Origin of the sequence: Ectopseudomonas chengduensis (genome assembly GCF_900102635.1) — a bacterium.
GTDB classification, from domain to species: domain Bacteria; phylum Pseudomonadota; class Gammaproteobacteria; order Pseudomonadales; family Pseudomonadaceae; genus Aquipseudomonas; species Aquipseudomonas chengduensis.
Window position 1 is genome coordinate 114540 of sequence record NZ_FMZQ01000003.1, and the last position, 25103, is coordinate 139642.

A 25103-nucleotide genomic window follows, 5' to 3' on the forward strand; every position below is an offset into this window, starting at 1 on the left:
CCGACATGATGAAAGGTGGCATGGCAGGCCTGATGAAGCAGGCTCAGCAAATGCAGGAAAAAATGCAGAAGATGCAGGAAGAACTGGCCAACGCTGAAGTCACCGGCCAGTCCGGCGCCGGCCTGGTCAGCGTGGTGATGACCGGTCGTCACGACGTCAAGCGCATCACCCTGGATGACAGCCTGATGCAGGAAGACAAGGAAGTGCTGGAAGACCTGATCGCCGCTGCCGTCAACGACGCGGTGCGTAAGGTCGAGCAGAACAGCCAGGAGAAGATGTCCGGCATGACTGCAGGGATGCAGCTCCCCCCCGGCTTCAAAATGCCCTTCTGAGCATGTGACGCCCAGCCGGCACGCATTACTGCGTTGCGAAAGGCCCCGAGCATCCTCATTTACAGACGTAAACTCCGGTGCTCGGGGCCTTTCGCGCCTTGTACTGCATACCGTCCGGTCGCCCCGTGATAATGCTGTGCAAAAACGCACCCGTTCGTAGGGTGGGCTTTAGCCCACCAGATCATTGCCCGCCAACTTTTGCAGGACTTCCATGAGCTTCAGCCCCCTGATTCGCCAGTTGATCGACTCCCTGCGCATCCTGCCCGGAGTGGGCCAGAAGACCGCGCAGCGCATGGCCTTGCAGTTGCTCGAACGTGATCGCAGTGGCGGTCAGCGTCTGGCTCAGGCGTTGAATGCGGCGATGGAGGGTGTGGGGCACTGCAAGCGCTGCCGCAGCCTGAGCGAGGACGAAATCTGCCAGCTGTGTCTGGACGAGCGCCGCGACGACAGCCTGCTGTGTGTGGTGGAAGGTCCGATGGACGTTCATGCCGTGGAGCAGACCGGCTTTCGCGGCCGTTACTTCGTGCTCAAGGGGCATCTGTCACCGCTCGATGGTCTGGGGCCAGAAGCCATCGGTATTCCTGCGCTGCTGGAGCGCATCGATGCCGGTGCTTTCAGCGAAGTGATCCTGGCCACCAACCCGACGGTGGAAGGCGAGGCCACGGCGCACTACATCGCTCAGATCCTCGCCGGCAAAGGTCTGGTCGCCTCGCGCATCGCCCATGGCATGCCGCTCGGTGGCGAACTGGAACTGGTCGACGGCGGTACCCTGGCCCATGCCTTGGCAGGTCGGCGCCCGATCAGCCTGTAAGCAGTTAAACCCTCTCGATTCGGAGTGCCAGTGACCACCGACACTCTGCGCCGTATTGCTCTGCTGCTCCTGCTCGGGGCGCCTCTGGCTGCACAGGCTCAATGTCCGACCGGGCAGGTACGGGTGTGCCTGGGCGCATCCTGCCTATGCGTGCCCGATCCGGTACGGGTACGTGAAGATGGCCTGAATATGGCGGCGGCGCGTCTCGAAGCCTGGTTGCTGCAATCTCGCCAGGCAGCACTGCGAGCCGGCACCGAACCTATCCCTCTGATGATTCGTGCCCAGCTCGCGCCTTTCTACGACGATGCATTGCTTGATGAAGTGCGCTTTCGCGTGGGCATCACCGACGAGATGGACGCCGCCACCGTCATGCTGCAGAACCCCGATGTGCAGGCCGTGACGCTGGTCGACGTGGTGGTGTTTCGCAACGCCGATGCCGCCGCAGAGGATGCGGCGCTGTGGGCGCATGAATTGTGGCATGTGCAGCAATACCGCGAGTGGGGCACCGATGGCTTCGCCCAGCGTTACACGCGCAATTTCCAGTCAGTGGAAGGGCCAGCCTACGAGATGGGCGAGCGGGTGAGAAAGGCGTTGCGCGAGCAGAAATGAAACGCTCGCTTGAAAACCAAGCAAGCGCTAGGTTAGGGTGGCCAAAATAATAACGGGAGTACCCGCATGGCCGCCTCTCTGTCGTATTTCGATGAGTCCCACCAATTGGTTCGTGATTCCGTCCGGCGTTTCGTCGAGCGTGAAATCCTGCCGTATATCGACGAGTGGGAGGAGGCCGAGGAGTTTCCTCGTGAGCTGTACCTCAAGGCTGGCGCTGCGGGCATTCTCGGTATCGGTTACTCGGAGCAGCTCGGCGGCAGTCACGAGGGTGACGTGTTCGCCAAGGTGGCGGCCAGCGAGGAACTGATGCGCAGTGGCTCCGGCGGCCTGGTGGCCGGGCTCGGTTCGCTGGATATCGGCCTGCCACCCATCGTCAAATGGGCCAAGCCCGCCGTGCGTGAGCGCGTGGTGCCGCAGGTACTGGCCGGCGAGAAGATCATGGCGCTGGCGGTGACCGAGCCCTCCGGTGGCTCCGACGTGGCCAATCTCAAGACCCGCGCTGTGCGCGACGGCGATCATTACCGCGTCAATGGCAGCAAGACCTTCATCACCAGCGGCGTGCGTGCCGATTACTACACGGTGGCGGTGCGCACCGGCGGTGAGGGCTTTGGCGGCGTCAGCCTGTTGCTGGTGGAGAAGGGCACGCCGGGTTTCAGTGTCGGTCGCAAGCTGAAGAAGATGGGCTGGTGGGCCTCGGATACCGCTGAGCTGTTCTTCGACGACTGCAAGGTGCCGGTGGAGAACCTGATCGGCGCGGAGAATGCCGGTTTCGCCTGCATCATGGCCAACTTCCAGAGCGAGCGCCTGAGCCTGGCGATCATGGCCAACATGACCGCACAACTGGCCCTGGAGGAGTCCCTGAAGTGGGCGCGCGAGCGCCAGGCGTTCGGCAAGCCGGTGGGCAAGTTCCAGGTGCTCAAGCACCGCCTGGCCGAGATGGCCACGCAGCTCGAAGTCTCCCGTGAGTTCACCTACCGTCAGGCCGCGCAGATGGCGGCCGGCAGGAGCGTGATCAAGGAGATCTCCATGGCCAAGAACTTCGCCACCGATATCGCCGATCGCCTGACCTACGATGCGGTGCAGATCATGGGCGGCATGGGTTACATGCGCGAAAGCCTGGTCGAGCGCCTATACCGCGACAACCGCATCCTTTCCATTGGTGGCGGCACGCGAGAGATCATGAACGAGATAATTTCGAAGCAGATGGGGCTGTAGCCGGGCGCGCAGTGGGAAGGGCTTTAGCTGCGATCATGCTCAAAAAGGGCGGAAAAGCTCGCCGCTGAAGCACCTCCCACGGGGGCATGGTCCTGCGCGGTTATCAGGAAGCGACCTGATTCTGCGCAGCCTGGCGCAGGCGGGCGATGTCGCGTTGTGGCGGATCGCCGAACAGGCGGCTGTACTCGCGGCTGAACTGCGATGGGCTTTCGTAGCCGACGCGGTAGCTGGCCGCTGCCGCTTCGAGGTTGTCGCACAGCATCAGCCGGCGAGCCTCCTGCAGGCGCAGCTGCTTCTGATACTGCAGCGGGCTGAATGCCGTGACTGCCTTGAATCTATGGTGCAGGGTCGAGGGGCTCAGGTTCACCTCGCGGGCCAGTTCCTCGATCCGCAGCGGCTGATCGAAATTCTTGCGCAGCCACTCGATGGCGCGGGAGATGCGCTGGCTCTGGCTGTCGGCGATGACCACTTCATGCAGGCGATGGCCCTGCGGGCTGAGCAGCATGCGGTAGAAAATCTCACGCAATGCCAATGGCGCCAGCATGGCGATGTCGGATGGGGTTTCCAGCAGGCGCAGCAGGCGGATCACCGCATCCAGCAGGCGCGGGTCGAGACGATCGAGAAACAGCGCCCGTTGGGAGGCCGCGTCCGGGGCTGGAATCGCTGGCATTTCGGTGAGCAGGCTGCTGATCAGCGCGGGATCGATCTCCAGAGCAATGCTCAGATAGGGGTGATCCGGGCTGGCCTCGATCACCCGACCGGTTACCGGCAGCACCACCGACGCCACCAGGTAATTCAACGGATCATAGACGTAGAGCTCGTCACCCAGACGTATCTCTTTACGGCCCTGGGCGATGATGCACAGGCAGGGGTCGTAGACTGTCTGCATCGGCAGGCTGGGTGTCGTGGCGCGTGCCAGCTTCAGGCCAGGAATCGCTGTGAGGTGCAAACCGTCCTCGGGGACGAAGCGATCGACCAGACGCGCCATTTCGTGGCTCAGTTCGGCAAGGGGGGTGTCGAGAGTTGTGGCGGTGTGAATGGGTGACTGCATGGCGCGCCTCCGGAAAGTCAGCGAAGCCTAGCCAGGTTTTTCAGGCAAGTCATGAGGGGCGGCAGGATTAGGCAAATATTTGCCAGTAATGGGCAAATAACCGGTGATACAGAGTATTTCAAGGGAGTCAGGGTGAGCTGCACTCGGTTGCAGTAATTTCCTTGCTATGGAGTTTTAGGCAAGGATTTGCCAGAAATCGACTAACGCTCTGATGACCTTCTGCCTGATCTTTGTAGCCATCGAGCGGTGCCTCTGCATCGGCTCGAACGCATGCTGTAGCCATATCACCCGCTAAGTGGTGCTCACATACCTCACGAAAGGAGCGAACCATGCCCAGCAAATGGCTGATCGCACCGCTGACTCTGTTATTGCTCGCCACGGCCTGGCTTGACTCAAGAGCCGTTGGCGAAGCGGCTTTTGCCGAGCCGGACGCAGCGCCCCATGTTCTGCAGCGAAACGCTGCTGGTATGTATTGATTCAGTTCCAGGAGGTTGCCATGAGCATCATTCACCGTATGACCGTTCGCGCCCGTCACGGCCGTTCAAATCGGTTGGGGCAGTGCCTGGCGCGGTTGCATGAGGTCGGGCGAGATATTCCAGGTTGTGAGCGCCTGCGTGTGTTCTCACTGCGCAATGATCCGTTGATATGGCAGGTCGAAGGGCAGTGGCGTTCGGCAGCGGCACGCGACGCTTTCCTTGGCAGCGAAGGCCTGCGTCGGGTTTTGGCCCAGGCGATAGATGAAGGGCTGTTCACTCATCTCGAATGCGGTATGGAATTGCAGCAGCAGGTCGCCTGAGCCGCTCAGACTTGCCTTTGTGAAATTATCTCTATAGATTTTCATGAAATTAATTATTTTAAATTTCATGAGTCGTCTATGTTTCGCCATGCCAGTGAGCACGTCGACAGCTATTACGCCCATAGCTGCAAGGATCGACTGACGCATCATCCCGTGCTGCAAGATGATTTGCAGTGCGAGGTGCTGGTGATCGGTGCTGGTTTCAGTGGTCTGCACACTGCTTTGCGCCTGGCCGAAGCAGGCCGCAAGGTCATTCTGCTGGAGGCCAGTCGTGTGGCCTGGGCGGCCTCTGGACGCAATGGCGGGCAGGCGATTCTGGGCTGGTCCTGCGATATGCCGCCGCTGGAAAAGGCGCTGGGCATCGAACGCGCCCGCCGTCTGTGGGATGGCATGAGCTGGGCAGCTCGTGAGCTGCGTGAACTGCCCGAGCGCCACGGCTTCGACTGCGATTACCGCCGCGGCCATCTGTGGACGGCAGTGCTGCCACGTCGTGTGGCGCTGCTGCATGAGTGGCAGGAGGAGGCCGCTTATAAATGGGGGCATCGCGCGCTGCAGTTCGTCTCTCGTGAGCAGATGCCGGAGTGGGTCGCCAGCGAGCGTTACCGCGCTGGCCTCTACGACCCCGAGGCCGGGCATCTCAATCCGCTCAAGTTGGCGCTCGGGCTAGCCGAAGCCTTCGTTCGCGCCGGTGGGCAGATCTTCGAGCAGAGCCGTGTGCTGAGTCAGGACAAGCAGGGCGCGGGCTACCGGGTGCGTACCGAGCACGGCAGCGCGCAGGCCGACACCCTGGTGCTGGCCTGCAACACCTATATCGATCACCTCGAGCCGCGTCTGGCGCGGCGCATCCTGCCTGTCGGCACCTACCAGATCGCCACCGAACCGCTGGGCGCCGACTGCGCCGAGGCACTTTTGCCGCGCAATGCGTGTGTGACCGACAACCAGTTCGTCCTCGATTACTTCCGCCGCACCCCGGATCACCGCCTGCTGTTTGGCGGCGGCTGTACCTATCTGGGCGGCCTGCCGAGAGACATGGCGGCGGCCACGCGACCGTTCCTCGAGCGCGTATTCCCGCAGCTGTCAGGCGTGGCAATCGACTTTGCCTGGGGCGGCCATATCGACGTGACTCGTGCTCGCACGCCCGACGTTGGCGGCGAGAACGGCCGTTACTGGCTGCAGGGCTTTTCCGGGCATGGTGTGCTGCCGACCCTGGCGGCGGCGCGGGCAGTCAGTGATGCCATTCTCGGCAATGACGACGAACTGGCTCTGTATCAGCAACTGCGCAATCCCGAATTCCCATTCGGCGAGCGCCTGGCGGCACCGCTCGAGGCCATCGGCAAGGCCTGGTATCGATTAAGAGACTATTTCTGACATGGACAAGAATCTGGAGATGGCCGCGCTGGCCGTGCTCATTCACGACCTGCGCAAGCACAAGAAGGTCACCCTCAACGAGCTGGCCGAGCGCATCGGTCGTTCCGTGGGCTTTCTCTCGCAGGTCGAGCGTGGCCTGTCGCGCCCGACCGTGGCAGATCTGACTGCCATCAGCGAGGCACTCGACGTACCCACCACCTATTTCTACAGCCTGCCCAAGCCCAAGGCGCTGGACTGGGTGACCCGTCCGGACGAGCGCCGCACCCTGTACCTGGCCGGTGGCATCACCGACATCATGGCGTCGCCGACCTTGCAGGGCGCCTTCATGGTCGTCGATAGCCTGCTCGAACCGGGGGCCAGCAGTGGCGAGCGGCAGATGAGCGATCGCTCCGAGCAGGCCGGCTACGTACTCGAAGGCCAGCTGACGCTGTGGCTGGGCGAGGACGAAGAAAGTGCCACCCTCTATCCCGGCGATGTTTTCCAGGTGCCTAGCTATGCGCGCCTGCGTTATGCCAACCAGGGCGACACCCCCGCGCGGGTGTTGTGGATCTACACCTGAACCTTCCCGTGAACCCGGAAATAACCACAATGAACGCCACCCGAGTCGAGCTGCTCGACGAAGTCCGTCAATTTCGCCAGGTCCACCCCGAGGTGCGCTTCGTCGACCTGATCTGTCTGGATATCCCCGGGCATTTCTACGGCAAGCGCTACCCCATCGAGATGCTGGAGAAGGTCGCCGCCGGCAGCGCCCTGAAACTGCCGCAGAACTGCGTGCTGCTCGGCGCTCAGGGCGGGCTGTACGAGATCGGCGACTACTGCTTCCATGACGGTGACCCGGACGCGCCACGGCGACTGATCCCCGGCACGCTCAAGCTGGTGAACTGGGAGCGCCAGCCGCTGGGGCAGATGCTGATCAGCTCCGATGGCACCGAAGCACCGATCGAGTTCGAGCCGCGCGAGGTGCTGGCGCGCGTGGTGCAGCGCCTGGCCGCGCGTGGCATTCGTCCGGTGGTGGCCTTCGAGCTGGAGTTCTACCTGTTCGACAAGGCGCTCAAGGACGGCTTGCCGCAGTACCCGCGCGATGACCTGAGTGGCGATGCCGACGACCAGCCGAACATGCACATCGAACGGCTGTCGCGTTTTTCCGAGGTGCTCGACGACATCAGCGAGACCGCGCGTCTGCAGGGCATCGACACCACGGTGATCACCGCCGAGATCGGCCCGGGGCAGTTCGAGATCAACTTCAGCCACAACATGGATCCGATGCAGGCGGCCGACTGGTCGGCGCTGTTCTGCCGGGTGACCCGTGGTGTGGCGCTCAAACACGGCCATCGCGCCAGCTTCATGGCCAAGCCGTACCTGCAGTATCCGGGCAGTGGCATGCACATCCACGTCAGCCTGTACGACGAGGCGGGCGACAACCTGCTGGCCTGTGACGAGCAGCGTCCGCTGCGGCATGCCGTGGCCGGTTGCCTGGAACTGCTGCCGGAGCTGATGCCGATCTACGCGCCGAACCACAACAGCTATCGCCGCTTCGGCGCTCAGGTGAACTCGGCGAGCAAGGCCAGTTGGGGCTTCGAAGACCGCGACGCCTGCGTGCGTATTCCCGAGTCGGACGCGCGCGACCTGCGCCTGGAATTCCGCCTGCCGGGCGCCGATGCCAACCCCTATCTGGTGCTGGCGGCATTGCTGACCAGTATCGAGCATGGCCTCGACGCCAAGGTCGAGCCCATTGCACCGCTCAATGACGACCGCACCAGCGGCGTCGACTTTCCCAAGGACATGCTCGACGCCGTGCGCCGCATGCAGGCCAGTGAGCGCGTTGCCGCGGGGCTGGGCAGCGAGTTCGTCATGGTCTATTGCGAGAACAAACGCCAGGATCACCTGGCCTTCATGCACGACATCAGCCCGCGCGAATACCGCTGGTACCTGTGATGTCACGGATAGAAGGAGGCGCCATGAACAACGCCGTAAACAACCCCAAGACCACACACTGGCAGGCCCTGAGCCAGGCTCACCACCTGGCACCATTCAGTGATTACAAGCAGCTGGCCGAGAAGGGCCCGCGCATCATCACCGAGGCAAAAGGCGTGCACCTGTGGGACAGCGAGGGCAACAAGATCCTCGATGGCATGGCCGGTCTTTGGTGCGTGGCGGTCGGCTATGGTCGCGAGGAGCTGGTCGAAGCTGCCGCTACGCAGATGCGCCAGTTGCCGTTCTACAACACCTTCTTCCAGACCGCCCATCCACCGGTGCTGGAGCTGGCCCATGCCATCTCCCAGCTGGCGCCGGCCGGCATGAACCATGTGTTCTTCACCGGGTCGGGCTCGGAGGGCAACGACACCATGCTGCGCCTGGTACGCCACTACTGGGCGTGCAAGGGGCAGCCTGCGAAGAAGATCATCATCGGCCGCGACAACGGTTATCACGGTTCCACCGTGGCCGGCGCCAGCCTCGGCGGCATGAAGTTCATGCACGAGCAGGGCGATCTGCCGATTCCGGGCATCGCCCATATCCCGCAGCCCTACTGGTTCGGCGAGGGCGGCGACCAGTCGCCGGAGGAATTCGGCATCTGGGCAGCCGATCAGCTGGAGAAGAAGATTCTCGAGCTGGGCGAAGAAAACGTTGCCGCCTTTATCGCCGAGCCGATCCAGGGCGCCGGCGGCGTGATCATCCCGCCCGAGACCTACTGGCCGCGGATCAAGGAGATCCTGGCCAAGTACGACATTCTGTTCGTGGCCGACGAGGTGATCTGCGGTTTCGGCCGTACCGGCGAGTGGTTCGGCAGCCAGTACTACGACCTCAAGCCGGACCTGATGACCATCGCCAAGGGCCTTACCAGCGGCTACGTGCCGATGGGCGGGCTGATCGTCAGCGACAAGGTATTCGAGGTGATCGAGGCGCATGGCGACTTCAACCACGGCTTCACCTATTCCGGGCATCCGGTGGCGGCAGCGGTGGGGCTGGAGAACCTGCGCCTGCTCCGGGAAGAAGGCATCGTCCAGCGGGTGAAGGCAGACACCGCGCCTTACCTGCAAAAGCGCCTGCGTGAACTGGCGGATCATCCGCTGGTGGGCGAAGTGCGTGGCGTCGGTATGCTCGGTGCCATCGAGCTGGTACAGGACAAGGCCACGCGCAAGCGCTTCTCCGGTGATGTGGGCGTGGGTATGGTGTGCCGTGGCCACTGCTTCAACAACGGCCTGATCATGCGCGCGGTGGGCGACACCATGATCATCGCGCCGCCTCTGGTAATCAACCAGGCGGAAGTGGATGAGCTGGTGGAGAAAGCGCGCAAGTGTCTGGATCTGACCTGGGAGCAGGTTCGCGGTCTGGCGTAATTCAAGAAGGTGCGCGTAGCGCGCACCGGCCAGGCAAATGAAAACCCCGCGACCGGTGACGGTGGCGGGGTTTCGTTTTTCAGCCGCTTACTTGAGGCTGTTTTTCAACGTCTGTGCTGCCTGATCCATGGCGGAGCGTACCGCCGGGACTTCGGACACCACATTGAGCAGGCCGTAGTCGTGGATCATGCCGTTGTAGCGCACGGCGGTCACCGGTACGCCGGCGGCGTTCAGGCGGCGAGCGTAGGCTTCGCCTTCGTCGCGCAGCACGTCCATCTCGGCGGTCTGCACCAGTGCTGGCGGCAGGCCTTTGAGCTGTTCCAGGCTGGCGCGCAGGGGTGATGCATGGATCTCGTTACGCTGCTTCGGGTCGGTGGTGTAGTTGTCCCAGAACCATTCCATCATGCCGCGGGTCAGGAAGTGGCCTTCGGCGAACTGGTTGTAGGAGCCATTGTTGAAGTTGGCGTCGGTCACCGGCCACAGCAGCACCTGGGCGCGCAGTTTCGGCGTCCCGGCTTCCTTGGCCTTGATGGCCACCACGGCGGCCATGTTGCCGCCGACGCTGTTACCGGCCACTGCCAGGCGCGAGCCGTCGACACCGATCTGGCTGCCGTTGTCAGCCACCCACTTCGTGGCGGCATAGGCCTGGTTGATCGCGGTCGGGTATTTGGCTTCGGGTGATGGCGTGTAGTCGACATAGATCGCGGCGGCGCCGGAACCTACTACCAGGTCGCGGATCAGGCGTTCGTGGGTCGGATAATCACCCAGTACCCAGCCACCGCCGTGGAAGAACATGAAGCCCGGCAGAATGCCGCGAGCGCCTTCAGGACGTACCACCTTGAGGGTGAGCGACTGGCCATTAACCTGGATCACCTTGGTGTCCACGATAATGCCGGACAGGTCCACCTTGACGCTGGCCTGAGCACCTACCAGTACGGCGCGGGCGTCTTTCGGCGAGAGGGTTTCCAGCGGCTGACCACCACCGGCTGCCAGGGCATCGAGAAAGCCCTGGGTGTTGCGCTCCACGCCGGGGCTGCCTGCGGCGAAGCTGCTGTTGATGGCCAGGGCAAGCAGCCCGGCAGTCAGAGTGCGAGAAAATTTCATGGTCAAACTCCTGTCGATCAGTTGGGTGGCTGGTTGTCAGTTCTGGTTGGTGCAAACGCTGGAGAGTTGTTCGTAGTCGAGAACTTCCACGTCACCCGCGCTGTTGCGGTAGGTCATCGTTGCCGTGACCACTTCGCACTGCGAGCTGTTAGGCACGTCGATGGAAATCACCTTGGCGATATCCAGGTTCTGGCCGTAGCGGTAGGGCGTGGCCTCGGCGCTGTGGGCGAGGGTGGTGAGCGACGCGCTGAACGCGAGGGCAGTCAGGGCGGTGGCGAGCAGGGTGCGGGTTTTCATGGCGGTTCTCCTCTTGGAGCCGCGCTCGGGCTGTGGCCGCGAGCGCTGGCTGCTAACTGTCAGACGATGGTCAAGGTGACGTCGATGTTGCCGCGGGTGGCGTTGGAGTACGGGCAAACGATGTGCGCGCGATCCACCAGGGTTTGTGCGGCTTCCGGGGTCAGGCCGGGCAGGCTGATGCGCAGTTCCACCTCGATACCGAAGCCGGTGGGGATGGCGCCGATGCCGACGGTGCCTTCGATGAAGGTGTCAGCCGGGATGCTCAGCTTGTCGCGGGCGGCGACGAATTTCAGGGCACCGAGGAAGCAGGCGGAATAACCGGCGGCGAACAGCTGCTCCGGGTTGGTGCCGTTACCGCCGGCGCCACCCAGTTCTTTCGGGGTGGACAGGGCGATGTCGAGGATGCCGTCGGAGGAGACAGCGCGGCCTTCACGGCCACCAAAGGCTTCAGCGGTTGCACGGTAGAGAACGTTTTCGATAGTCATGGCATTGATCCTTGTCGGTGGGGTAGTGATGGATTGGCTTGCTAATCTTTTGTGCGCTAACCGTTTCCATGGAGCGAACTATATTGCGCAAAATATTAGTGCACAAGACAATTGTATGGAAGATTTGGTTATAGATTTTTGATTTTCAGGAATAAGCAGGCACGACAGGGGGGGGGTAGCCATGCTTTGCAGTAGATGCCGTAGGTGATTTGGCAGAATCAGACCGAATAGAGGCTCAGGAGAAGCCCGTGATGCGTGGAGATGGACGATGAGGCCGCTGAATACGGCGCGCACGAGACTTTGCCCGGCTAGGGGGTTCTACGGGGCAGCGGAAGCAGGCGATGGCCGGCACCGCCTGGGATCAGAGGGCGTCTTGCAGATGGCCGCGCAGTTCTATCAGGTCATCACGCAGCTTGCCCAGTTGCGCCATGTTCAACGCAGAAGCCTTGAGGATGCAGGCAGGCAATGCTTTGGCCTGTTCGTGCAGGGCGCGACCCTTGTCGGTCAGGTACAGCTGTACCACACGTTCATCCTGGCTGCTGCGCTGGCGCTGCAGCAGGCCTTCGCTCTCCAGGCGCTTGAGCAGAGGCGTCAACGAGCCCGGATCGGTCAGCATGCGTGCGCTGATCTCACTGACGGTGATGCCCTCGTTTTCCCACAGCACCAGCATGGCCAGATATTGCGGATAGGTGAGACCGAGCGCCTGCAGCAGGGGCTTGTAGGTCTTGGTCATCATCAGCGAGGTGGAATAGAGGGCGAAGCACAGCTGGTTATCCAGCATCAGCTCGGCGCAGGGTTCCACTTGGGAGGTCATGGCATTGGCCTGTGCAAATGTGGTTGGTGTTGTCGGCAAGCGGTGCGGAGGTAATCCGCACCCAGATGGCATCAGCCGCAGGATACGCGGGTGATCACTCGCTGATCATCAACGTTGAGGTTAAGGCGTTGACCATTGTATTCCAAGGTCACCACGCTGTCGGGTGTGAGTATGCGAGCCGTGCTGGCCCCGGCTTGCTGGCGTGCCTGCTCGAGCAGTTCGGGCGTTGCGGTCTTGCCTTTGAAGTGCTCGACGGCGGACGAGGTGCAGCTGTCCGGCGTCGGGCCACTCGGTGCGGCAGCGGAGGTCGGTTTCTCGGCGGTGCTGCTGCAGCCGGCTGCAAGCAGGGTGGCGCCCAGGATGAGGCAGAGACGAGTTTTGAAATTCAATGCATGAGCTCCTTGGGTTATTGCGCGCCTTCCAGGCGCGCCAGACGTTCTTCGAGGGCGGCGATGCGCGTTTCCAGTTCGACCAGTCGATCTTCGTTAGGTGCCGCAGCCTCCCCACGAGCAGCAGGGCGGCTGGCCAGCAAGCTTTCCATATCTGCAGATTCGCCCAGCAGATGCATGTAGCGATCCTCGCGCTGACCACTCTGGCGTGGTAGCAGAAGCGCCAGACCGCGACCGATCAGACGTTCCAACTGATGCTGGACCTCGGCGACATCGTCGAAATCGTGCATGCGATTGCTGCGCGTGAGCAGCTCATTGAGCGTCTGCGGGCCACGCAACAGCAGCAGACCGAGCAATACCGTCTGCGGCTTGACCAACTCCAACTGCTTGTCGCAACGCTGTTCCCAGCGGTCGGCACGGCTGCCCATCACCAGATGTACCAGCTTGCGACCTTCGAGGCTGCGCAGATAGCGCCCGACTTCACCGGTTTCCAGGTTCATCAGCGGTTCGCGGCTGGTCTTCTGGTTACAGGCCAGTTGCACGGCATTGAGCGTCAGCGGGTAGGTTTCCGGCGTGGTCAGCTGCTTTTCGATCAGGCAGCCGAGGATGCGCACCTCGACGGCGTGCAGCGGGGTTTCACCAACCAGCGGGGATGGGGTGTGCGACATGGATCGATCCTGGCAGGAAGAACGCGCCTAGGTTAACGGCATCCGCGCTCAGCTGACAGGCTTCAATGTGTGTTCGAGCATGTCCAGGCTGGCGCCGAGCACCTGCTGGCGCGATTCCTGGCTGGCCATCATGCGCGCCAGCAGCAGGCTGCCCAGGCATTGCGCGAGAATCGTCCAGGCCAGTTGCGCGTCGCCGATGATCTCGGCCCAGGTGTTCTGCAACTGCAGGATCTGCTGCTCGGTACGCAGCCGCACGCGTTCATCGGCACGGGCGATCTCCGCGCCCAGGGCAGGCAGCACGCAACCTTTATCCGGTTGCTCGACATGCGCCAGGCTGAGATAGGCCGCCAGGCAGCGTTGCAGCTTGTCGCGCCCAGCGTCACCCGCTTCGCCGCCAAGCCGGCTCAGGCTGTTACGCAGCTCGCGTTCGATCAGTTCAGCGAACAAATCGTCCTTGCTCGGGAAATGGCTGTAGAAGGCTGCGCCGGTCAGACCTATGGTTTTCATCAGCGCGTCCACGCCGGTCACGGCAAAACCTTGCTGCTTGGCAATCGCGCCGCTGCTGGCGAGCAGGCGCTCGCGGGTTTCGGCCTTGTGTTCGGCGGAATAACGCATGGATGACTCCGTTCTATGCTGGGTTGACCTGCCCGAGATAGTAGCATAACGTTCGTTCAGCTAACGATCGTTAGTTAATGGAGGAAGCCATGAACGAGAACAAGAAAGTCGCTTTGATCATCGGCGCGGGTGATGCCACCGGCGGCGCCATTGCTCGGCGTTTTGCTCGCGAGGGGTATGTCGCCTGCGTCACCCGGCGCAGCCTCGATAAACTGCAACCGCTGCTGGAAGAAATCCGTAGCGAGGGCGGCGAAGCCCATGGCTTTGCTTCCGATGCGCGACGTGAGGAGCAGGTGGCTGAACTGGTCGAAAGCATCGAGCGTGACATCGGGCCGATCGAGGTGATGGTGTTCAATATCGGCGCCAACGTGCCCTGCAGCATCCTCGATGAAACCGCACGCAAGTACTTCAAGATCTGGGAAATGGCCTGCTTCTCCGGCTTTCTCACCAGCCAGGCGGTGGCCAGGCGCATGGTCACCCGCGGACGCGGCACCATCCTGTTCACCGGTGCTACGGCCGGCCTGCGTGGCGCCGCCGGATTTGCCGCTTTCGCCGGGGCCAAGCACGGCATCCGCGCGCTGGCGCAGAGCATGGCGCGTGAACTGGGACCGCTGAATATTCATGTCGCCCATGTGGTGGTGGACGGTGCCATCGATACCGCCTTTATCCGCGACAGCTTTCCCGAGCTATACGCCAAGAAGGATCAGGATGGCATTCTCGATCCCGAGCATATCGCCGACAGCTACTGGTTCCTGCACGCTCAGCCGCGCGATGCCTGGACCTTCGAGCTGGATCTGCGCCCGTGGATCGAGCGCTGGTAACCTGCGCTGAACCCATAATCACAATAACGAGCGAGTGAAGCTGATGAGCAAGACGGTGGAATTCTTCTTCGACCTGGGCAGCCCGGCGTCCTACCTGGCCCATACCCAGTTGCCTGATCTGTGTCGCGACGCCGGCGCTGAATTGGTGTATCGGCCGATGCTGCTGGGCGCAGTGTTCCAGGCCACCGGCAACGCCTCGCCGGCAATGATTCCGGCCAAGGGGCGCTACATGCTGCGCGACCTGGCACGCTTTGCCGAGCGCTATGGCGTACCGATGCGCTTCAACCCGCATTTTCCGATCAATACCCTGACGCTGATGCGCTTGCTGGTGGCCGTTCAACTGCATCAGCCGGAGCGTTTCGACGATGCCTTGCAGGCGCTATTCCGGGCGATCTGGGTCGACGGGGTGAATATGGGGGATCCGGCCAAGGTGGCAGGCGTGCTGGTTGCCGCTGGTTTCGATGCAGCCGCCCTGCAGGTGCAGATCGCTGAACCGGTAGTGAAGGACGCGCTCAAGGCGACTACCGAGGAGGCGGTCAAACGCGGCGTATTTGGCGCGCCGACCTGCTTTGTTGGCGGCGAGATGTTCTTCGGCCAGGATCGCCTGGATTTCGTTCGCGAAGCACTTCGCGGCTAGGTGCTTTTCGTCCAGGGTCTGATGCCTGGCACAATGGCCGGATCATTTTCCGGCCATTCGAGTAACCGATGAACCCCGAAGCGCTGAAGCTCCTGGTGACCCGCCGTATGCCTTACGGCAAGTACAAGGATCGACTGATCGCCGATCTGCCGGGCCACTACCTCAACTGGTTCGCCCGCACGGGTTTTCCCAAGGGCGAGCTGGGTCAACTGCTCGCGCTGATGCAGGAGATCGACCACAACGGCCTCAAACCGTTGCTCGATCCGTTGCGCGACCGTTCGTAGCCCGGATGCAATCCGGGGACAATTTCCGATCTCTCCCGGATTTCATGCGGGCTACGACCCTACGTCTGAGTTGCCCTCAGTGCCAATTGCGGCCGTGATCCAGCTTCTGATCCACCAGCCATTTGCCATGGGCGATGGACGCGTGCTGGGCCTTGTTCAGGTCATCCATGAAGGCGTAATCCACCGGCAAGGTCTGGCGTTTGCTGGTGTTGCCGTGGGGATCGGTAATCTGGCAACCGCCGGCCCAGGGTGTCGGCAGGCCGGGGTGTTCCATGACGCTGGCGCGGATGGTGTGGTCGCGGTGGGTGCAGGTAAGCGCGCTCATGAGGCCACCTCGTGGATCAAGGCGCCGCCCTCGGCGTCGACGCCACACCGAGGTTCCAGCCGGGAGCCGGTAGCGGCGCCGCGTGGATGAGTGATGCGTCTGTTCTCCTACCTTAGTCCAGATGTCGCGGCTGCGAGCGTTGCCCGACAAACGCACAGAGCCGGCAATGGCCGGCCCGGTGTCTGCTGCTGACGAGCCTCTACTCGGTCGCCTCACTCACCTTGTTCACGCTCCTCGTTTTCGGCGCAAAGCGCGCCGCCAGGCGCATCGAGACGGTCACCAGGCGCTGATACAGCGCCGGCATGCTGCGCTGCATCCAGTCCAGAGCATGGGCATCGGCGCCGATAAGAATGCGCCGCTTGTTGGCCAGCACTCCATTTACGATGACCTTCGCCGCCTGTTCCGGCGTGGTGCGCAGCAGCTGGTCATTGAACTGCTGGCGCGCCTGTTCGGCTTCCTGGCCGGTGACCTTGGCCAGGCTATCGTTCATCCGCGCGGTCTTGGCGATGTTGGTGCGGATGCCGCCGGGATGCACGCAGCTGGCGGAAACCCCGCAGGCGGCCATATCCAGCTCCTGGCGCAGCGACTCGGTAAAGCCGCGCACGGCGAACTTGCTGGCGTTGTAGGCGCTCATTCCGGGCTGGGAGAACAGGCCGAACACGCTGGACACATTGACTACATGGCCCTGGCCGGCCGCCTTGAGGTAGGGCAGGAAGGCCTTGGTGCCGTTGACCACACCCCAGAAGTTGATGTTCATGATCCATTCGTAGTCGGCGTAATCGTTGCCCTCCACGGTGCCGCCCTGGGCCACGCCGGCATTGTTGAAGATGGCGTTGACCCGGCCGAACTCGCTGACGATCTGCTCGGCCCAGGCCTCGACGGCGAAGCGATCAGCAACGTCGACGCGTTGTCCGCTGACGGTGACGCCGAGCTTGCGGGCCTGCTCGACGGTTTCCTTGAGGCCCTCGACGTTGACGTCGGACAGCGCCAGGTGGCAGCCCTGGCGGGCCAGGTGGTAGGCGAGGGCGCGGCCGATACCGGAGCCAGCGCCGGTGATGGCGGCAACCTTGTTCTCGAAGGATTTCATGCGCTGACCTCCTGCGCGTCGAGGCTGATGGCATTGCTCTGCGCCGGATGAGCGGCGTGCTGGCGACTGAAGTGATAGGCATGCGGATCGAAGTTGCGCGTCAGCATGCGAAAGCGCCAGGTGAAACCGGGCCATACCGTGCAGTTGCGCCCACTGACCGGGTGCAGGTACCAGCTCATGCAGCCGCCGGCATTCCATACGGTGCTGCCGAGGGTGCCCTGGATCTTGCGATTGAAGGCGTCTTGCACCTCACGCTTGGGCTCCAGACTCTGCAGTCGGCCTTCTTCGAGCTGCTTGAGGGCACCGAGCACGTAGGTGATCTGCGACTCGATCATATAGACCATGGAGTTGTGGCCCAGGCCGGTGTTCGGCCCCATGAGGAAGAACAGATTGGGGAAGCCCGCGGTCATGGTGCCCTTGTAGGCTTCTGGGCCTTCGGGCCAGGTGTCGAGCAGATCGATGCCGCCGCGGCCGAACACGGTGCCGCGCGGCAGCGGGTCGCTGGGGGTGAAGCCGGTGCCGAAGATGATGGCATCGACTTTGCGCTCCTGGCCGTCGGCGGTGCGCACGGCGCCCGGCAGGATTTCGGCGATACCGTCGGTGATCACCTCGACGTTTGCCTGGGTCAGCGCCGGATAGTAGTCATTGGAGATCAGCACGCGCTTGCAGCCCATGGTGTAGTCCGGGGTGACCTTGGCGCGCAGCAGCGGGTCCTTGATCTGCTTCTTGATATACAGTTTGGCGATGCCCTGGGCCATGCGCAGCAGGCGCGGGGCGAAGGCGAAGGCGACCACCCGGCTTTCGAGGATGCCGTACAGCGCGCCGCGCCAGAGCTTCTGTGCCAGCGGAAAGCGCTTGAAACGCTGGCGTTCGCCGTCGCGAATGGCGCGATCAGGCTTGGGCATGATCCACGGCGCGGTGCGCTGGTAGAGATCGAGGCGAGCCACCTGCCGCTGAATCTGCGGTACGAACTGGATGGCCGAGGCGCCGGTGCCGATCACCGCCACGCGTTTGCCGCTCAGCTCATAGTCGTGATTCCACTGCTGCGAGTGGAACACCTCGCCGGTGAAGTGCTCCAGGCCCTTGAGCTTGGGAATCGAGGGTGTCGACAGGGCGCCCATGCCGGAGACCACGAATTGCGCGCTGTACTGGTTGCCGGCGCGGTCCTGCAGATGCCATAGCTCGGCGTGCTCGTCCCAGCGCATCTGCACCACTTCTGTGTCCAGCAGGGTCTTGTCCTGCAGCCGATACTTCTCCCAGCAACCTTGCAGATAGGCCTTGATTTCCGGCTGCCTGGCGAACATCCGCGTCCAGTTCGGGTTCGGCTCGAAGGAGAAGGAATACAGATGCGATTGCACGTCGCAGCCGCAGCCCGGGTAGTTGTTCACCCGCCAGGTGCCGCCGACGCCGGCTTCCTTTTCGAACAGCAGGAAGTCCTGCTCGCCCTGTTGCTTGAGGCGAATGGCCATGCCGAGGCCGGAAAAGCCGCTGCCGAGGATGGCGATCTTGCAATGGCGGCCAGCGATAGGGGGTGACACGGGCGCATTCATGACCGAACTCCTGCTTGTCGTTCTTGTTGGTGTCTAAATCCGTACACCAAGAGGCCTCAGCTGCTGAAACCGAGGCGCTCGCGCCAGCGATTTTCCAGCTTGTCGGTGTCGTGATCCTTGGGGTGGAAGCCGGGGCGGTAGTAGTCCAGATAGGGGCCGAGCAGCCTGGTGAAGAAGCCATTACGCGGGCCGAACAGCTTCTTCAGGCCGAAGCCCCAGCTACGCCAGTTGAACAGTTGACCGTCTTTTCGCAGCAGGTGAATCTGGAACCAGCCGATCACGCCGAGGAACATCAGGGTGGTCAGCATCATCACCAGCGTGCGGGTGAAGTAACCGCCGTAGACCTTCTGATAGACGTCGTAGCACACGGCCTTGTGCTCGTTTTCCTCGATGGCGTGCCACATCCACAGTTGATAGAGCCTCGGGTCGTTCATCTGTGTGGTGAGATCTTCACGCTTGAGCAACTGCTCGGCCATGGTCGCGGTGAAGTGTTCCAGGGCGCAGGTGGCTGCCAGGCGTTGCTTCTTGGTGCTGAAGCGGGTCGTCCATTCGAGCAGTACCTTGATGCGCAGCTCGAGGCGCTCCAGGTCGATACCGTGCTCATTGGCATAGTCGTTGTAGGCCGCATGCTCTTTGGAGTGCATGGCCTCCTGACCGATGAAGGCGCTGATGTCTTTTTTCAGCTGCGGCTCGCTGACCTGATCGCGTACGGCGCGCACGCTGTCGACGAAGAACTTCTCGCCGTAGGGGAACAGCGACGACAGGTTGTTCATGAAATGGCTCATGAACGGGTCGTCGTAGAACCAGTACTTCGGTGTCTCGCTGAAACTGAAGTCCATGCGACGCACCGGAAAGCTGGGTTTCGGCTGGGGTAGGGTGGTACTGGCGCTCATCGTTCGAGTCCTCTTCTGGGCGTTGGTACTCCCGATTGTCGTGCGGCTCTGGCTGGCAGCACTCGGGGTCGCAGATGGCTAATCTCGACAGACCAACTGTGTCATTGAACGATGTAACTATCGGGCGTGCGGGCGCTGAGCGCCGCCAACTTAAGGCGGGTCTGATGGGCAGATATCAGGAAAGAGGGTACGCAACCCGCCGCGCTAGACGCGGCGGATTGCGCTGACGGCGGGGTTTACGGCGCGTTACGGCGCAGCTCGGCCACTTCGCTGCGCAGTGCGCGCAACTCGTCGAGAATTGCCTGTTCGCGAGTTGCTGCGGCCTGCTCCTCGGCATTGGGCTCGTGGGTACTCTGCATCGCGTTGACGATAACGGCGATGAACAGGTTGAGCATCATGAATGTCGCGACGAGGATATAGGGCACGAAGAACAGCCAGGCCAGTGGATGCTCTTCCATCACCGGGCGCACGATGCCCATCGACCAGCTTTCCAGGGTCATCACCTGGAACAGGGTGTACAGACTGGCGCCGATATTACCGAACCACTCGGGGAAGCTCTGGCCGAACAGCTGGGTGGCCATCACCGCGGCGACATAGAACACCAACCCCATCAGCATGACGATGCTGCCCATGCCAGGCAGAGAAGCGAGCAGCGCCTGCACCACCTTGCGCATGCTTGGGTTGATCGACACCAGCCGCAATACCCGCAGCACACGCAAGGCACGCAGCACGGCGAAGGGGCCACTGGCTGGTATCAGGGCGATGCCGACCACCAGGCAATCGAATACGGCCCAGGGATCGCGCAGCAGGCTGATGCCGCGGGCGGTGAAGCGCAGCACCAGCTCGATGACGAAGCAGGCGAGGATGAAGGTATCGAGGATCAGCAGCGGCGTGCCCCAGTCGGTCATGATCGACGGTGACGTCTGTATGCCGAGAATGACTGCATTGATGATGATCAGCAGGGTGATCAGGCGCTGCATGATGGCGCCGTCCATCAGCGCGCCCAGGCGCTGACGCCAGTCACTGGATGGATTCAGTTCGAGTTCGTGCATGGGAGTCTGGCCAAGGTAATCGGTGATGCCGGGCATTGCCCGGCTGAATCATCAACCCACTTGCGGGTTGGCAGGGGCTTTGGCTCAGTGATCGTCGAGGGCGAAGGCCGTCAGTGTGAAGGTGGGGATGCCGGCGTCCTGCAGTTTCTGTGAGCCGCCCAGCTCAGGCAGGTCGATGATCGCAGCGGCCTCGAAGACCGTTGCACGCATGCGCCGCACCAGGTTGGCTGCGGCGATCAGGGTGCCGCCGGTAGCGATCAGGTCATCGAAGATCAGCACCGAATCGCCTTCGCAGAGACTGTCGCTGTGCACTTCGAGGAAGGCTTCGCCATATTCGGTCTGGTAGCCCTCGCTGAGCACGTCAGCCGGCAGTTTGCCCTGCTTGCGAAACAGCACCAGGGGCTTGTTCAATTCGTAGGCGATGATCGAGCCGATCAGGAAACCGCGTGCGTCCATGGCGCCGATGTGACTGAATTCGGCCTCCACGTAACGCTGGATGAAGCTGTCGGCGACCATGCGCAGGGCGCGCGGCGACTGGAACAGCGGGGTGATGTCGCGAAAGATGACGCCCGGCTTGGGGAAGTCCGGTACCGGGCGGATCAGGGTCTTGATGCTGAATTCGTCAAAGATCATCGTGGGGTCCTAATGCGTTGAGCCCGCGAAATCGTGCGAACTCAAACGTCGAGATTGCCGCCGGCCAGAGCACACAGTTCGATCGGGTCGAGAATGTGCACTTCCTTGCCTTCGGCTTCGAGCAGCTTGTTCTGTTGGAAGCGGGTAAATACGCGAGACACCGTCTCCACCGCAAGGCCCAAATAGTTACCAATTTCGTTACGCGACATGGCCAGGCGGAACTGGTTGGCCGAGAAACCACGGGCGCGGAAGCGGGCGGAGAGGTTGACCAGGAAGGTGGCGATACGTTCGTCCGCGGTCTTCTTCGACAGCAACAGCATCATCTGCTGATCGTCGCGGATCTCACGGCTCATGATGCGCATCAGTTGGCGGCGCAGCTGCGGCAGTTGCAGGGCCAGGTCGTCGAGGCGCTCGAAGGGAATCTCGCAGGCCGAGGTGGTTTCCAGCGCCTGTGCCGATACCGGGTAGCGCTCGCCGTCGACCCCTGACAGGCCGACCAGCTCGCTGGGCAGGTGGAAGCCGGTTATCTGCTCCTCACCGCCATCGCTCAGGCTGAAGGTCTTCAGCGCACCGGAGCGTACGGCGAATACGGAGCCGAAGGAGTCACCCTGACGGAACAGGAATTCGCCTTTTTTCAGCGGCCGACCACGCTTGACGATGTCGTCGAGGGCGTCCATGTCTTCCATGTTCAGCGAGAGCGGCAGGCACAGGCTGGCCAGGCTGCAATCCTTGCAATGGGCTTGATGCTGCTTGTGCAGCTTGATGCTCTCGGACATCGTTCAACCTCCTTATAGATACGCAATGGCGCTTAGGGTACAGCAGGGGCGGGTTTGCGACCAGCTATGCAAGCCTGACTGCTTGCCCAAGTTTGATCCCGGTCTGCCGATGTGACCCTGACATGATAGATCAAGGCAGGGAGCAGGGTAATGCGCATCGCTTCGCTGGGTTCACTGAACAATCTGGCTCAGGGTGTTCAACGACAGTTCAGCACGGCTGAACGAACTGCGCAGGAGAGTCGCGAAGGATTGCGCGTGAGCCTGTCCGAGCTGGGCAAGGGCATGTCGACCAGGTCTGAGAAGCATCAAGATATCGACGATAGCGACCTGCCTCAGGCGATCAGGGATCTGCTCAAGATGATCCGCGAGTTGCGTGCGCAGATCGTCGAGAAGCAGGCGCAGATCGAGGCCGTCATGAGCGACCAGAGGCTTGACGCCGAGGGCAAGCGTCAGCAGTTGGAAGGGCTGCAGACCGAGCTGGCCTCGCTCAACAGTGCGCTGACTTCGGCCAACGCCCAGCTGATCAAGTGGATGCGTGACAATGGCCTTTCCAGCGAGCAGATGCAGGCTGCGAGCCTGCTGGCGATGAGTTGAGAAGCGCCCGTAACGGAGCGGGCGCTTGCCCGGCTCAGATCACCCGCGAGAAGCGCTGGCGCACCTGATCGTTGAGATAACGATCGAACAGCATGCACAGCGAACGCACCAGTAGGCGCCCGGCCGGACGCACTTCAATACCCTGAGCGTCGAGGCTGATCAGGCCGTCAGCCGCGAGTTGCTCCAGCTCCGGCCACAGGGCGCAGAAATAATCACGGAACACCACGCCATGCGTTTGCTCGATGTCGGCGAAGCGCAGTTGGAAATGGCAGATCAGTTGCTGAATCACGGCGCGACGCAGGCGGTCGTCGGCATTGCAATGCAGGCCTCGACGAGTTGCCAGTTGGCCGTTGCCCAGGGTCTGCTGGTAACTGGTGATATCGCTGTCGTTCTGGCTGTACAGGTCGCCGATCTGGCTGATGGCGGATACGCCCAGGCCGATCAGGTCGCAGTGGCCGTGGGTGGTGTAGCCCTGGAAGTTGCGTTGCAGCGTGCCTTCTTCCTGAGCGATGGCCAGTTCATCGTCGGGCAGGGCGAAGTGATCCATGCCGATGTAGCGATAGCCGGCGCGGGTCAGCTGCTCGATGCTGGCCTGCAGCATGGCCAGCTTGTCCGCCGGGCTGGGCAGGTCATCGGCGCTGATGCGCCGTTGCGGCATGAAGCGCTCGGGCAGGTGCGCGTAGTTGAACAGCGACAGACGATCCGGCTGCAGGGCGATGATTTCGGCCACGGTGCGGGCGAAGCGCTCAGGCGTTTGCTTGGGCAGGCCGTAGATCAGGTCGATGTTTACCGAGCGAAACTGCAGGGTGCGCGCTGCCTCGACGATGGCGCGGGTTTCCTCCAGGGTTTGCAGGCGGTTGACCGCGCGTTGCACCTCGGGATCGAGATCCTGCACGCCCAGGCTGACACGGTTGAAGCCCAGTTCGCGCAGCAGGCCCATGGTCGACCAGTCGGCCTCACGTGGGTCGATCTCGATGCTGTAATCGCCGGAGTCGTCAGCCAGCAGGTTGAAGTGCTGGCGCAGGTGCTGCATCAGGCGGCGCAGCTCGTCATGGCTGAGGAAGGTTGGCGTGCCGCCACCGAAATGCAGTTGCTCGATTGGCTGGTTGCGATCGATGTAGCGGCTGATGATCTCGATTTCCCGCTCGAGCTTTTCCAGATAAGGCAAGGCGCGGCCACGATCCTTGGTGATGACTTTATTGCAGGCGCAGTAGTAGCAGATGTGCGCGCAGAACGGCACGTGCACGTACAGCGACAACGGGCGTCCGGCCTTGCGGCTGTCGCGCAGAGCGTGCAGCAGGTCGAACGGGCCGATATCGTCGTGAAACTGCACGGCAGTCGGGTAGGAGGTGTAGCGCGGGCCGGCGAGATCGTAGCGGCGGATCAGGTCGGCGTCCCACTGGATGGCTTTGAGCATGGGGAATAATCCTGGACAGGCTGTGTGGCCAGTCTAGGGATGCACGTAGGGGGTGGCCTTGACCTGAATCAACGGGGCTACAAGAGGGGCGGCCACAGATCACAGGCCTCAGGCTGCAGGCGAGAGCGAAAAAAGCTTCACTGGAGCGATAGTGACGTAGCCCGTATGCAATCCGGGGCTTGTGGCAGGTTTCCCCGGATTGCATCCGGGCTACGCTAGCCTGAAGCCGCTCTAATGCCCCATCAGCCAGTGCTGGTGTGGGCCGGGCAGGGTCCAGATGCCGAACAGGATGACCAGCAGGCCGCCAGCCATGCGCACGCCGCGCTTGCGTAGCTGGGTGGTGATGCGTTCTGCTGCCAGCCCGGTGGCCAGCAGCACCGGCCAGGTGCCCAGGCCGAACGCCAGCATCAGCAGGGCACTGTTGACTGCATTTCCCTGGCTGGAGGCCCACAGCAGGGTGCTGTAGACCAGCCCGCACGGCAGCCAGCCCCAGAGACCACCTAGCACCACTGCCTTCGGGACGCTTGTGACCGGCATAAAGCGCCGGGTCAGCGGCTGGATATGCCGCCACAGGCCGCGACCCAGCGCTTCGATGCGTGTCAGCCCGCTCCACCAGCCGGCCAGATAAAGACCCATGGCAATCAGCAGCAAGGCAGCCATTGTGCGCATCGCCACTTCGGCTTTGCTGCCGGCAATGGCCCAGCCGGCCAGTCCCAGGAGCAAGCCTGCAAGGCTGTAGCTGAGAATGCGCCCGAGGTTGTAAGCCAGCAGCAGCTGTAGACGCCTGCCGCGTTGCTCGGGGGGAATCGCCAGAGTCAGCGCGCCCATCAGGCCGCCGCACATGCCGAGGCAATGGCCGCCACCAAGCAGGCCGAGAATCAGCGCCGACACCAGCAGCGGTGCCAGCTCAAGCATCAGGTTTGCCCGGCTTGTTGTGGTCCTCGGCCTGCTCGACACCAGCCTTGTGCAGTGGATCTTCGTCGTCGAACAGAATGCTGTGCGCCGGGCCGTCGAGATCGTCGTACTGACCGCTGTCCACCGCCCAGAAGAACAGCCAGATGGCGAAACCGACCAGGCCGATGGCGACGGGGATCAGGATGTAGAGGGCGGACATGCGGTCTCCATGGAGGCGTCTGGGGAGG

Annotated in this window: 32 protein-coding genes; 14 read left to right on the forward strand and 18 right to left on the reverse strand. The window is 62.4% G+C overall.

The window, feature by feature from the left end:
• The first annotated feature begins 5 nt into the window (after positions 1 to 5).
• The 4 genes from BLS08_RS07195 to BLS08_RS07210 all read left to right on the forward strand — a co-directional run bounded on the left by BLS08_RS07195 (position 6) and on the right by BLS08_RS07210 (position 2967).
• On the forward strand, positions 6 to 332 hold the full coding sequence (locus tag BLS08_RS07195; protein ID WP_003460931.1) for a YbaB/EbfC family nucleoid-associated protein: 327 nt from the start codon (positions 6 to 8) through the stop codon (positions 330 to 332).
• Positions 333 to 543: 211 nt separating this feature from the next.
• Positions 544 to 1143: a recombination mediator RecR gene (recR, locus tag BLS08_RS07200; RefSeq protein WP_055985088.1), complete on the forward strand. Its 600-nt coding sequence runs from the start codon at positions 544 to 546 to the stop codon at positions 1141 to 1143.
• Between the two features lie 30 nt (positions 1144 to 1173).
• Complete coding sequence (locus tag BLS08_RS07205) at positions 1174 to 1752, forward strand: eCIS core domain-containing protein (protein WP_055985084.1); 579 nt, start codon at positions 1174 to 1176, stop codon at positions 1750 to 1752.
• A 66-nt stretch (positions 1753 to 1818) separates the two neighbouring features.
• Positions 1819 to 2967, forward strand: a complete 1149-nt coding sequence (locus tag BLS08_RS07210) for an acyl-CoA dehydrogenase family protein (protein ID WP_055985083.1) — start codon at positions 1819 to 1821, stop codon at positions 2965 to 2967.
• A gap of 103 nt (positions 2968 to 3070) precedes the next feature.
• Here the strand turns inward: BLS08_RS07210 and BLS08_RS07215 are convergent, their stop codons facing one another.
• Positions 3071 to 4018: an AraC family transcriptional regulator gene (locus BLS08_RS07215; protein WP_021489870.1), complete on the reverse strand. Its 948-nt coding sequence runs from the start codon at positions 4016 to 4018 to the stop codon at positions 3071 to 3073.
• A 329-nt stretch (positions 4019 to 4347) separates the two neighbouring features.
• Between BLS08_RS07215 and BLS08_RS26300 the strand changes: the two genes are divergently transcribed.
• The 6 genes from BLS08_RS26300 to BLS08_RS07240 all read left to right on the forward strand — a co-directional run bounded on the left by BLS08_RS26300 (position 4348) and on the right by BLS08_RS07240 (position 9520).
• Entirely contained in the window at positions 4348 to 4494 is a 147-nt protein-coding gene (locus BLS08_RS26300) for a hypothetical protein (protein WP_021489869.1), read from the forward strand.
• Positions 4495 to 4514: 20 nt separating this feature from the next.
• On the forward strand, positions 4515 to 4814 hold the full coding sequence (locus BLS08_RS07220) for an antibiotic biosynthesis monooxygenase (protein WP_055985079.1): 300 nt from the start codon (positions 4515 to 4517) through the stop codon (positions 4812 to 4814).
• A 78-nt stretch (positions 4815 to 4892) separates the two neighbouring features.
• Complete coding sequence (locus BLS08_RS07225) at positions 4893 to 6182, forward strand: NAD(P)/FAD-dependent oxidoreductase (protein WP_055985077.1); 1290 nt, start codon at positions 4893 to 4895, stop codon at positions 6180 to 6182.
• Position 6183: 1 nt separating this feature from the next.
• Positions 6184 to 6741, forward strand: a complete 558-nt coding sequence (locus BLS08_RS07230; protein ID WP_055985074.1) for a helix-turn-helix domain-containing protein — start codon at positions 6184 to 6186, stop codon at positions 6739 to 6741.
• A 29-nt stretch (positions 6742 to 6770) separates the two neighbouring features.
• Positions 6771 to 8117, forward strand: a complete 1347-nt coding sequence (locus tag BLS08_RS07235) for a glutamine synthetase family protein (protein WP_055985071.1) — start codon at positions 6771 to 6773, stop codon at positions 8115 to 8117.
• A gap of 23 nt (positions 8118 to 8140) precedes the next feature.
• Positions 8141 to 9520, forward strand: a complete 1380-nt coding sequence (locus BLS08_RS07240) for an aspartate aminotransferase family protein (protein ID WP_090336318.1) — start codon at positions 8141 to 8143, stop codon at positions 9518 to 9520.
• A gap of 87 nt (positions 9521 to 9607) precedes the next feature.
• Here BLS08_RS07240 and BLS08_RS07245 read toward each other — a convergent pair whose 3' ends face one another.
• The 7 genes from BLS08_RS07245 to BLS08_RS07275 all read right to left on the reverse strand — a co-directional run bounded on the left by BLS08_RS07245 (position 9608) and on the right by BLS08_RS07275 (position 13892).
• Complete coding sequence (locus BLS08_RS07245) at positions 9608 to 10624, reverse strand: alpha/beta hydrolase (RefSeq protein WP_055985068.1); 1017 nt, start codon at positions 10622 to 10624, stop codon at positions 9608 to 9610.
• A 36-nt stretch (positions 10625 to 10660) separates the two neighbouring features.
• A complete protein-coding gene (locus BLS08_RS07250) occupies positions 10661 to 10921 on the reverse strand; it encodes a DUF2790 domain-containing protein (RefSeq protein WP_090336319.1) in 261 nt (86 codons plus the stop codon).
• 59 nt (positions 10922 to 10980) lie between these two features.
• Complete coding sequence (locus BLS08_RS07255; RefSeq protein ID WP_017675130.1) at positions 10981 to 11406, reverse strand: organic hydroperoxide resistance protein; 426 nt, start codon at positions 11404 to 11406, stop codon at positions 10981 to 10983.
• A gap of 361 nt (positions 11407 to 11767) precedes the next feature.
• Positions 11768 to 12220, reverse strand: coding sequence for a MarR family winged helix-turn-helix transcriptional regulator (locus tag BLS08_RS07260; RefSeq protein ID WP_055985482.1), 453 nt, complete (start codon positions 12218 to 12220; stop codon positions 11768 to 11770).
• 71 nt (positions 12221 to 12291) lie between these two features.
• On the reverse strand, positions 12292 to 12609 hold the full coding sequence (locus BLS08_RS07265) for an I78 family peptidase inhibitor (protein WP_045733160.1): 318 nt from the start codon (positions 12607 to 12609) through the stop codon (positions 12292 to 12294).
• A 17-nt stretch (positions 12610 to 12626) separates the two neighbouring features.
• Complete coding sequence (locus BLS08_RS07270) at positions 12627 to 13277, reverse strand: YceH family protein (RefSeq protein WP_055985485.1); 651 nt, start codon at positions 13275 to 13277, stop codon at positions 12627 to 12629.
• 48 nt (positions 13278 to 13325) lie between these two features.
• Positions 13326 to 13892: a TetR/AcrR family transcriptional regulator gene (locus BLS08_RS07275; RefSeq protein WP_055985487.1), complete on the reverse strand. Its 567-nt coding sequence runs from the start codon at positions 13890 to 13892 to the stop codon at positions 13326 to 13328.
• Between the two features lie 89 nt (positions 13893 to 13981).
• On the opposite strand from BLS08_RS07275, the gene BLS08_RS07280 reads away from it, so the two are divergent.
• From BLS08_RS07280 to BLS08_RS07290, 3 genes are all read left to right on the forward strand, one after another.
• Positions 13982 to 14713 carry an SDR family oxidoreductase gene (locus BLS08_RS07280; protein WP_055985490.1) on the forward strand — a complete coding sequence of 244 codons (732 nt, stop codon included), beginning with the start codon at positions 13982 to 13984 and terminating at the stop codon, positions 14711 to 14713.
• Between the two features lie 43 nt (positions 14714 to 14756).
• On the forward strand, positions 14757 to 15350 hold the full coding sequence (locus BLS08_RS07285) for a 2-hydroxychromene-2-carboxylate isomerase (RefSeq protein ID WP_055985493.1): 594 nt from the start codon (positions 14757 to 14759) through the stop codon (positions 15348 to 15350).
• 68 nt (positions 15351 to 15418) lie between these two features.
• Positions 15419 to 15634: a DUF3820 family protein gene (locus tag BLS08_RS07290; RefSeq protein ID WP_003243834.1), complete on the forward strand. Its 216-nt coding sequence runs from the start codon at positions 15419 to 15421 to the stop codon at positions 15632 to 15634.
• 76 nt (positions 15635 to 15710) lie between these two features.
• Here the strand turns inward: BLS08_RS07290 and BLS08_RS07295 are convergent, their stop codons facing one another.
• From BLS08_RS07295 to fnr, 7 genes are all read right to left on the reverse strand, one after another.
• Complete coding sequence (locus BLS08_RS07295) at positions 15711 to 15959, reverse strand: hypothetical protein (RefSeq protein WP_055985497.1); 249 nt, start codon at positions 15957 to 15959, stop codon at positions 15711 to 15713.
• Positions 15960 to 16158: 199 nt separating this feature from the next.
• Complete coding sequence (locus BLS08_RS07300; RefSeq protein WP_055985500.1) at positions 16159 to 17046, reverse strand: SDR family NAD(P)-dependent oxidoreductase; 888 nt, start codon at positions 17044 to 17046, stop codon at positions 16159 to 16161.
• The gene (locus BLS08_RS07305) at positions 17043 to 18596 is read right to left on the reverse strand and encodes a flavin-containing monooxygenase (RefSeq protein WP_055985503.1); all 1554 of its coding nucleotides are present in this window, start codon (positions 18594 to 18596) and stop codon (positions 17043 to 17045) included. Before BLS08_RS07305 ends, BLS08_RS07300 begins: the two co-directional genes overlap by 4 nt.
• Positions 18597 to 18652: 56 nt before the next feature.
• A complete protein-coding gene (locus BLS08_RS07310; RefSeq protein ID WP_017677217.1) occupies positions 18653 to 19489 on the reverse strand; it encodes a metal-dependent hydrolase in 837 nt (278 codons plus the stop codon).
• A 236-nt stretch (positions 19490 to 19725) separates the two neighbouring features.
• A complete protein-coding gene (locus BLS08_RS07315) occupies positions 19726 to 20541 on the reverse strand; it encodes an ion transporter (RefSeq protein ID WP_090336333.1) in 816 nt (271 codons plus the stop codon).
• Between the two features lie 84 nt (positions 20542 to 20625).
• Positions 20626 to 21174 carry an adenine phosphoribosyltransferase gene (locus BLS08_RS07320; RefSeq protein WP_017677215.1) on the reverse strand — a complete coding sequence of 183 codons (549 nt, stop codon included), beginning with the start codon at positions 21172 to 21174 and terminating at the stop codon, positions 20626 to 20628.
• A 41-nt stretch (positions 21175 to 21215) separates the two neighbouring features.
• Positions 21216 to 21950 (reverse strand): fumarate/nitrate reduction transcriptional regulator Fnr, encoded by a 735-nt coding sequence (gene fnr, locus BLS08_RS07325; protein WP_074861268.1) that lies wholly within the window; start codon positions 21948 to 21950, stop codon positions 21216 to 21218.
• A 150-nt stretch (positions 21951 to 22100) separates the two neighbouring features.
• Between fnr and BLS08_RS07330 the strand changes: the two genes are divergently transcribed.
• A complete protein-coding gene (locus tag BLS08_RS07330) occupies positions 22101 to 22544 on the forward strand; it encodes a hypothetical protein (protein WP_090336321.1) in 444 nt (147 codons plus the stop codon).
• Between the two features lie 34 nt (positions 22545 to 22578).
• Here BLS08_RS07330 and hemN read toward each other — a convergent pair whose 3' ends face one another.
• From hemN to ccoS, 3 genes are all read right to left on the reverse strand, one after another.
• Entirely contained in the window at positions 22579 to 23961 is a 1383-nt protein-coding gene (gene hemN / locus BLS08_RS07335; RefSeq protein WP_090336322.1) for an oxygen-independent coproporphyrinogen III oxidase, read from the reverse strand.
• A 231-nt stretch (positions 23962 to 24192) separates the two neighbouring features.
• Complete coding sequence (locus BLS08_RS07340; protein WP_090336324.1) at positions 24193 to 24876, reverse strand: sulfite exporter TauE/SafE family protein; 684 nt, start codon at positions 24874 to 24876, stop codon at positions 24193 to 24195.
• Positions 24869 to 25075 (reverse strand): cbb3-type cytochrome oxidase assembly protein CcoS, encoded by a 207-nt coding sequence (gene ccoS, locus BLS08_RS07345; protein WP_017677210.1) that lies wholly within the window; start codon positions 25073 to 25075, stop codon positions 24869 to 24871. Before ccoS ends, BLS08_RS07340 begins: the two co-directional genes overlap by 8 nt.
• Between the last annotated feature and the right edge of the window lie 28 nt (positions 25076 to 25103).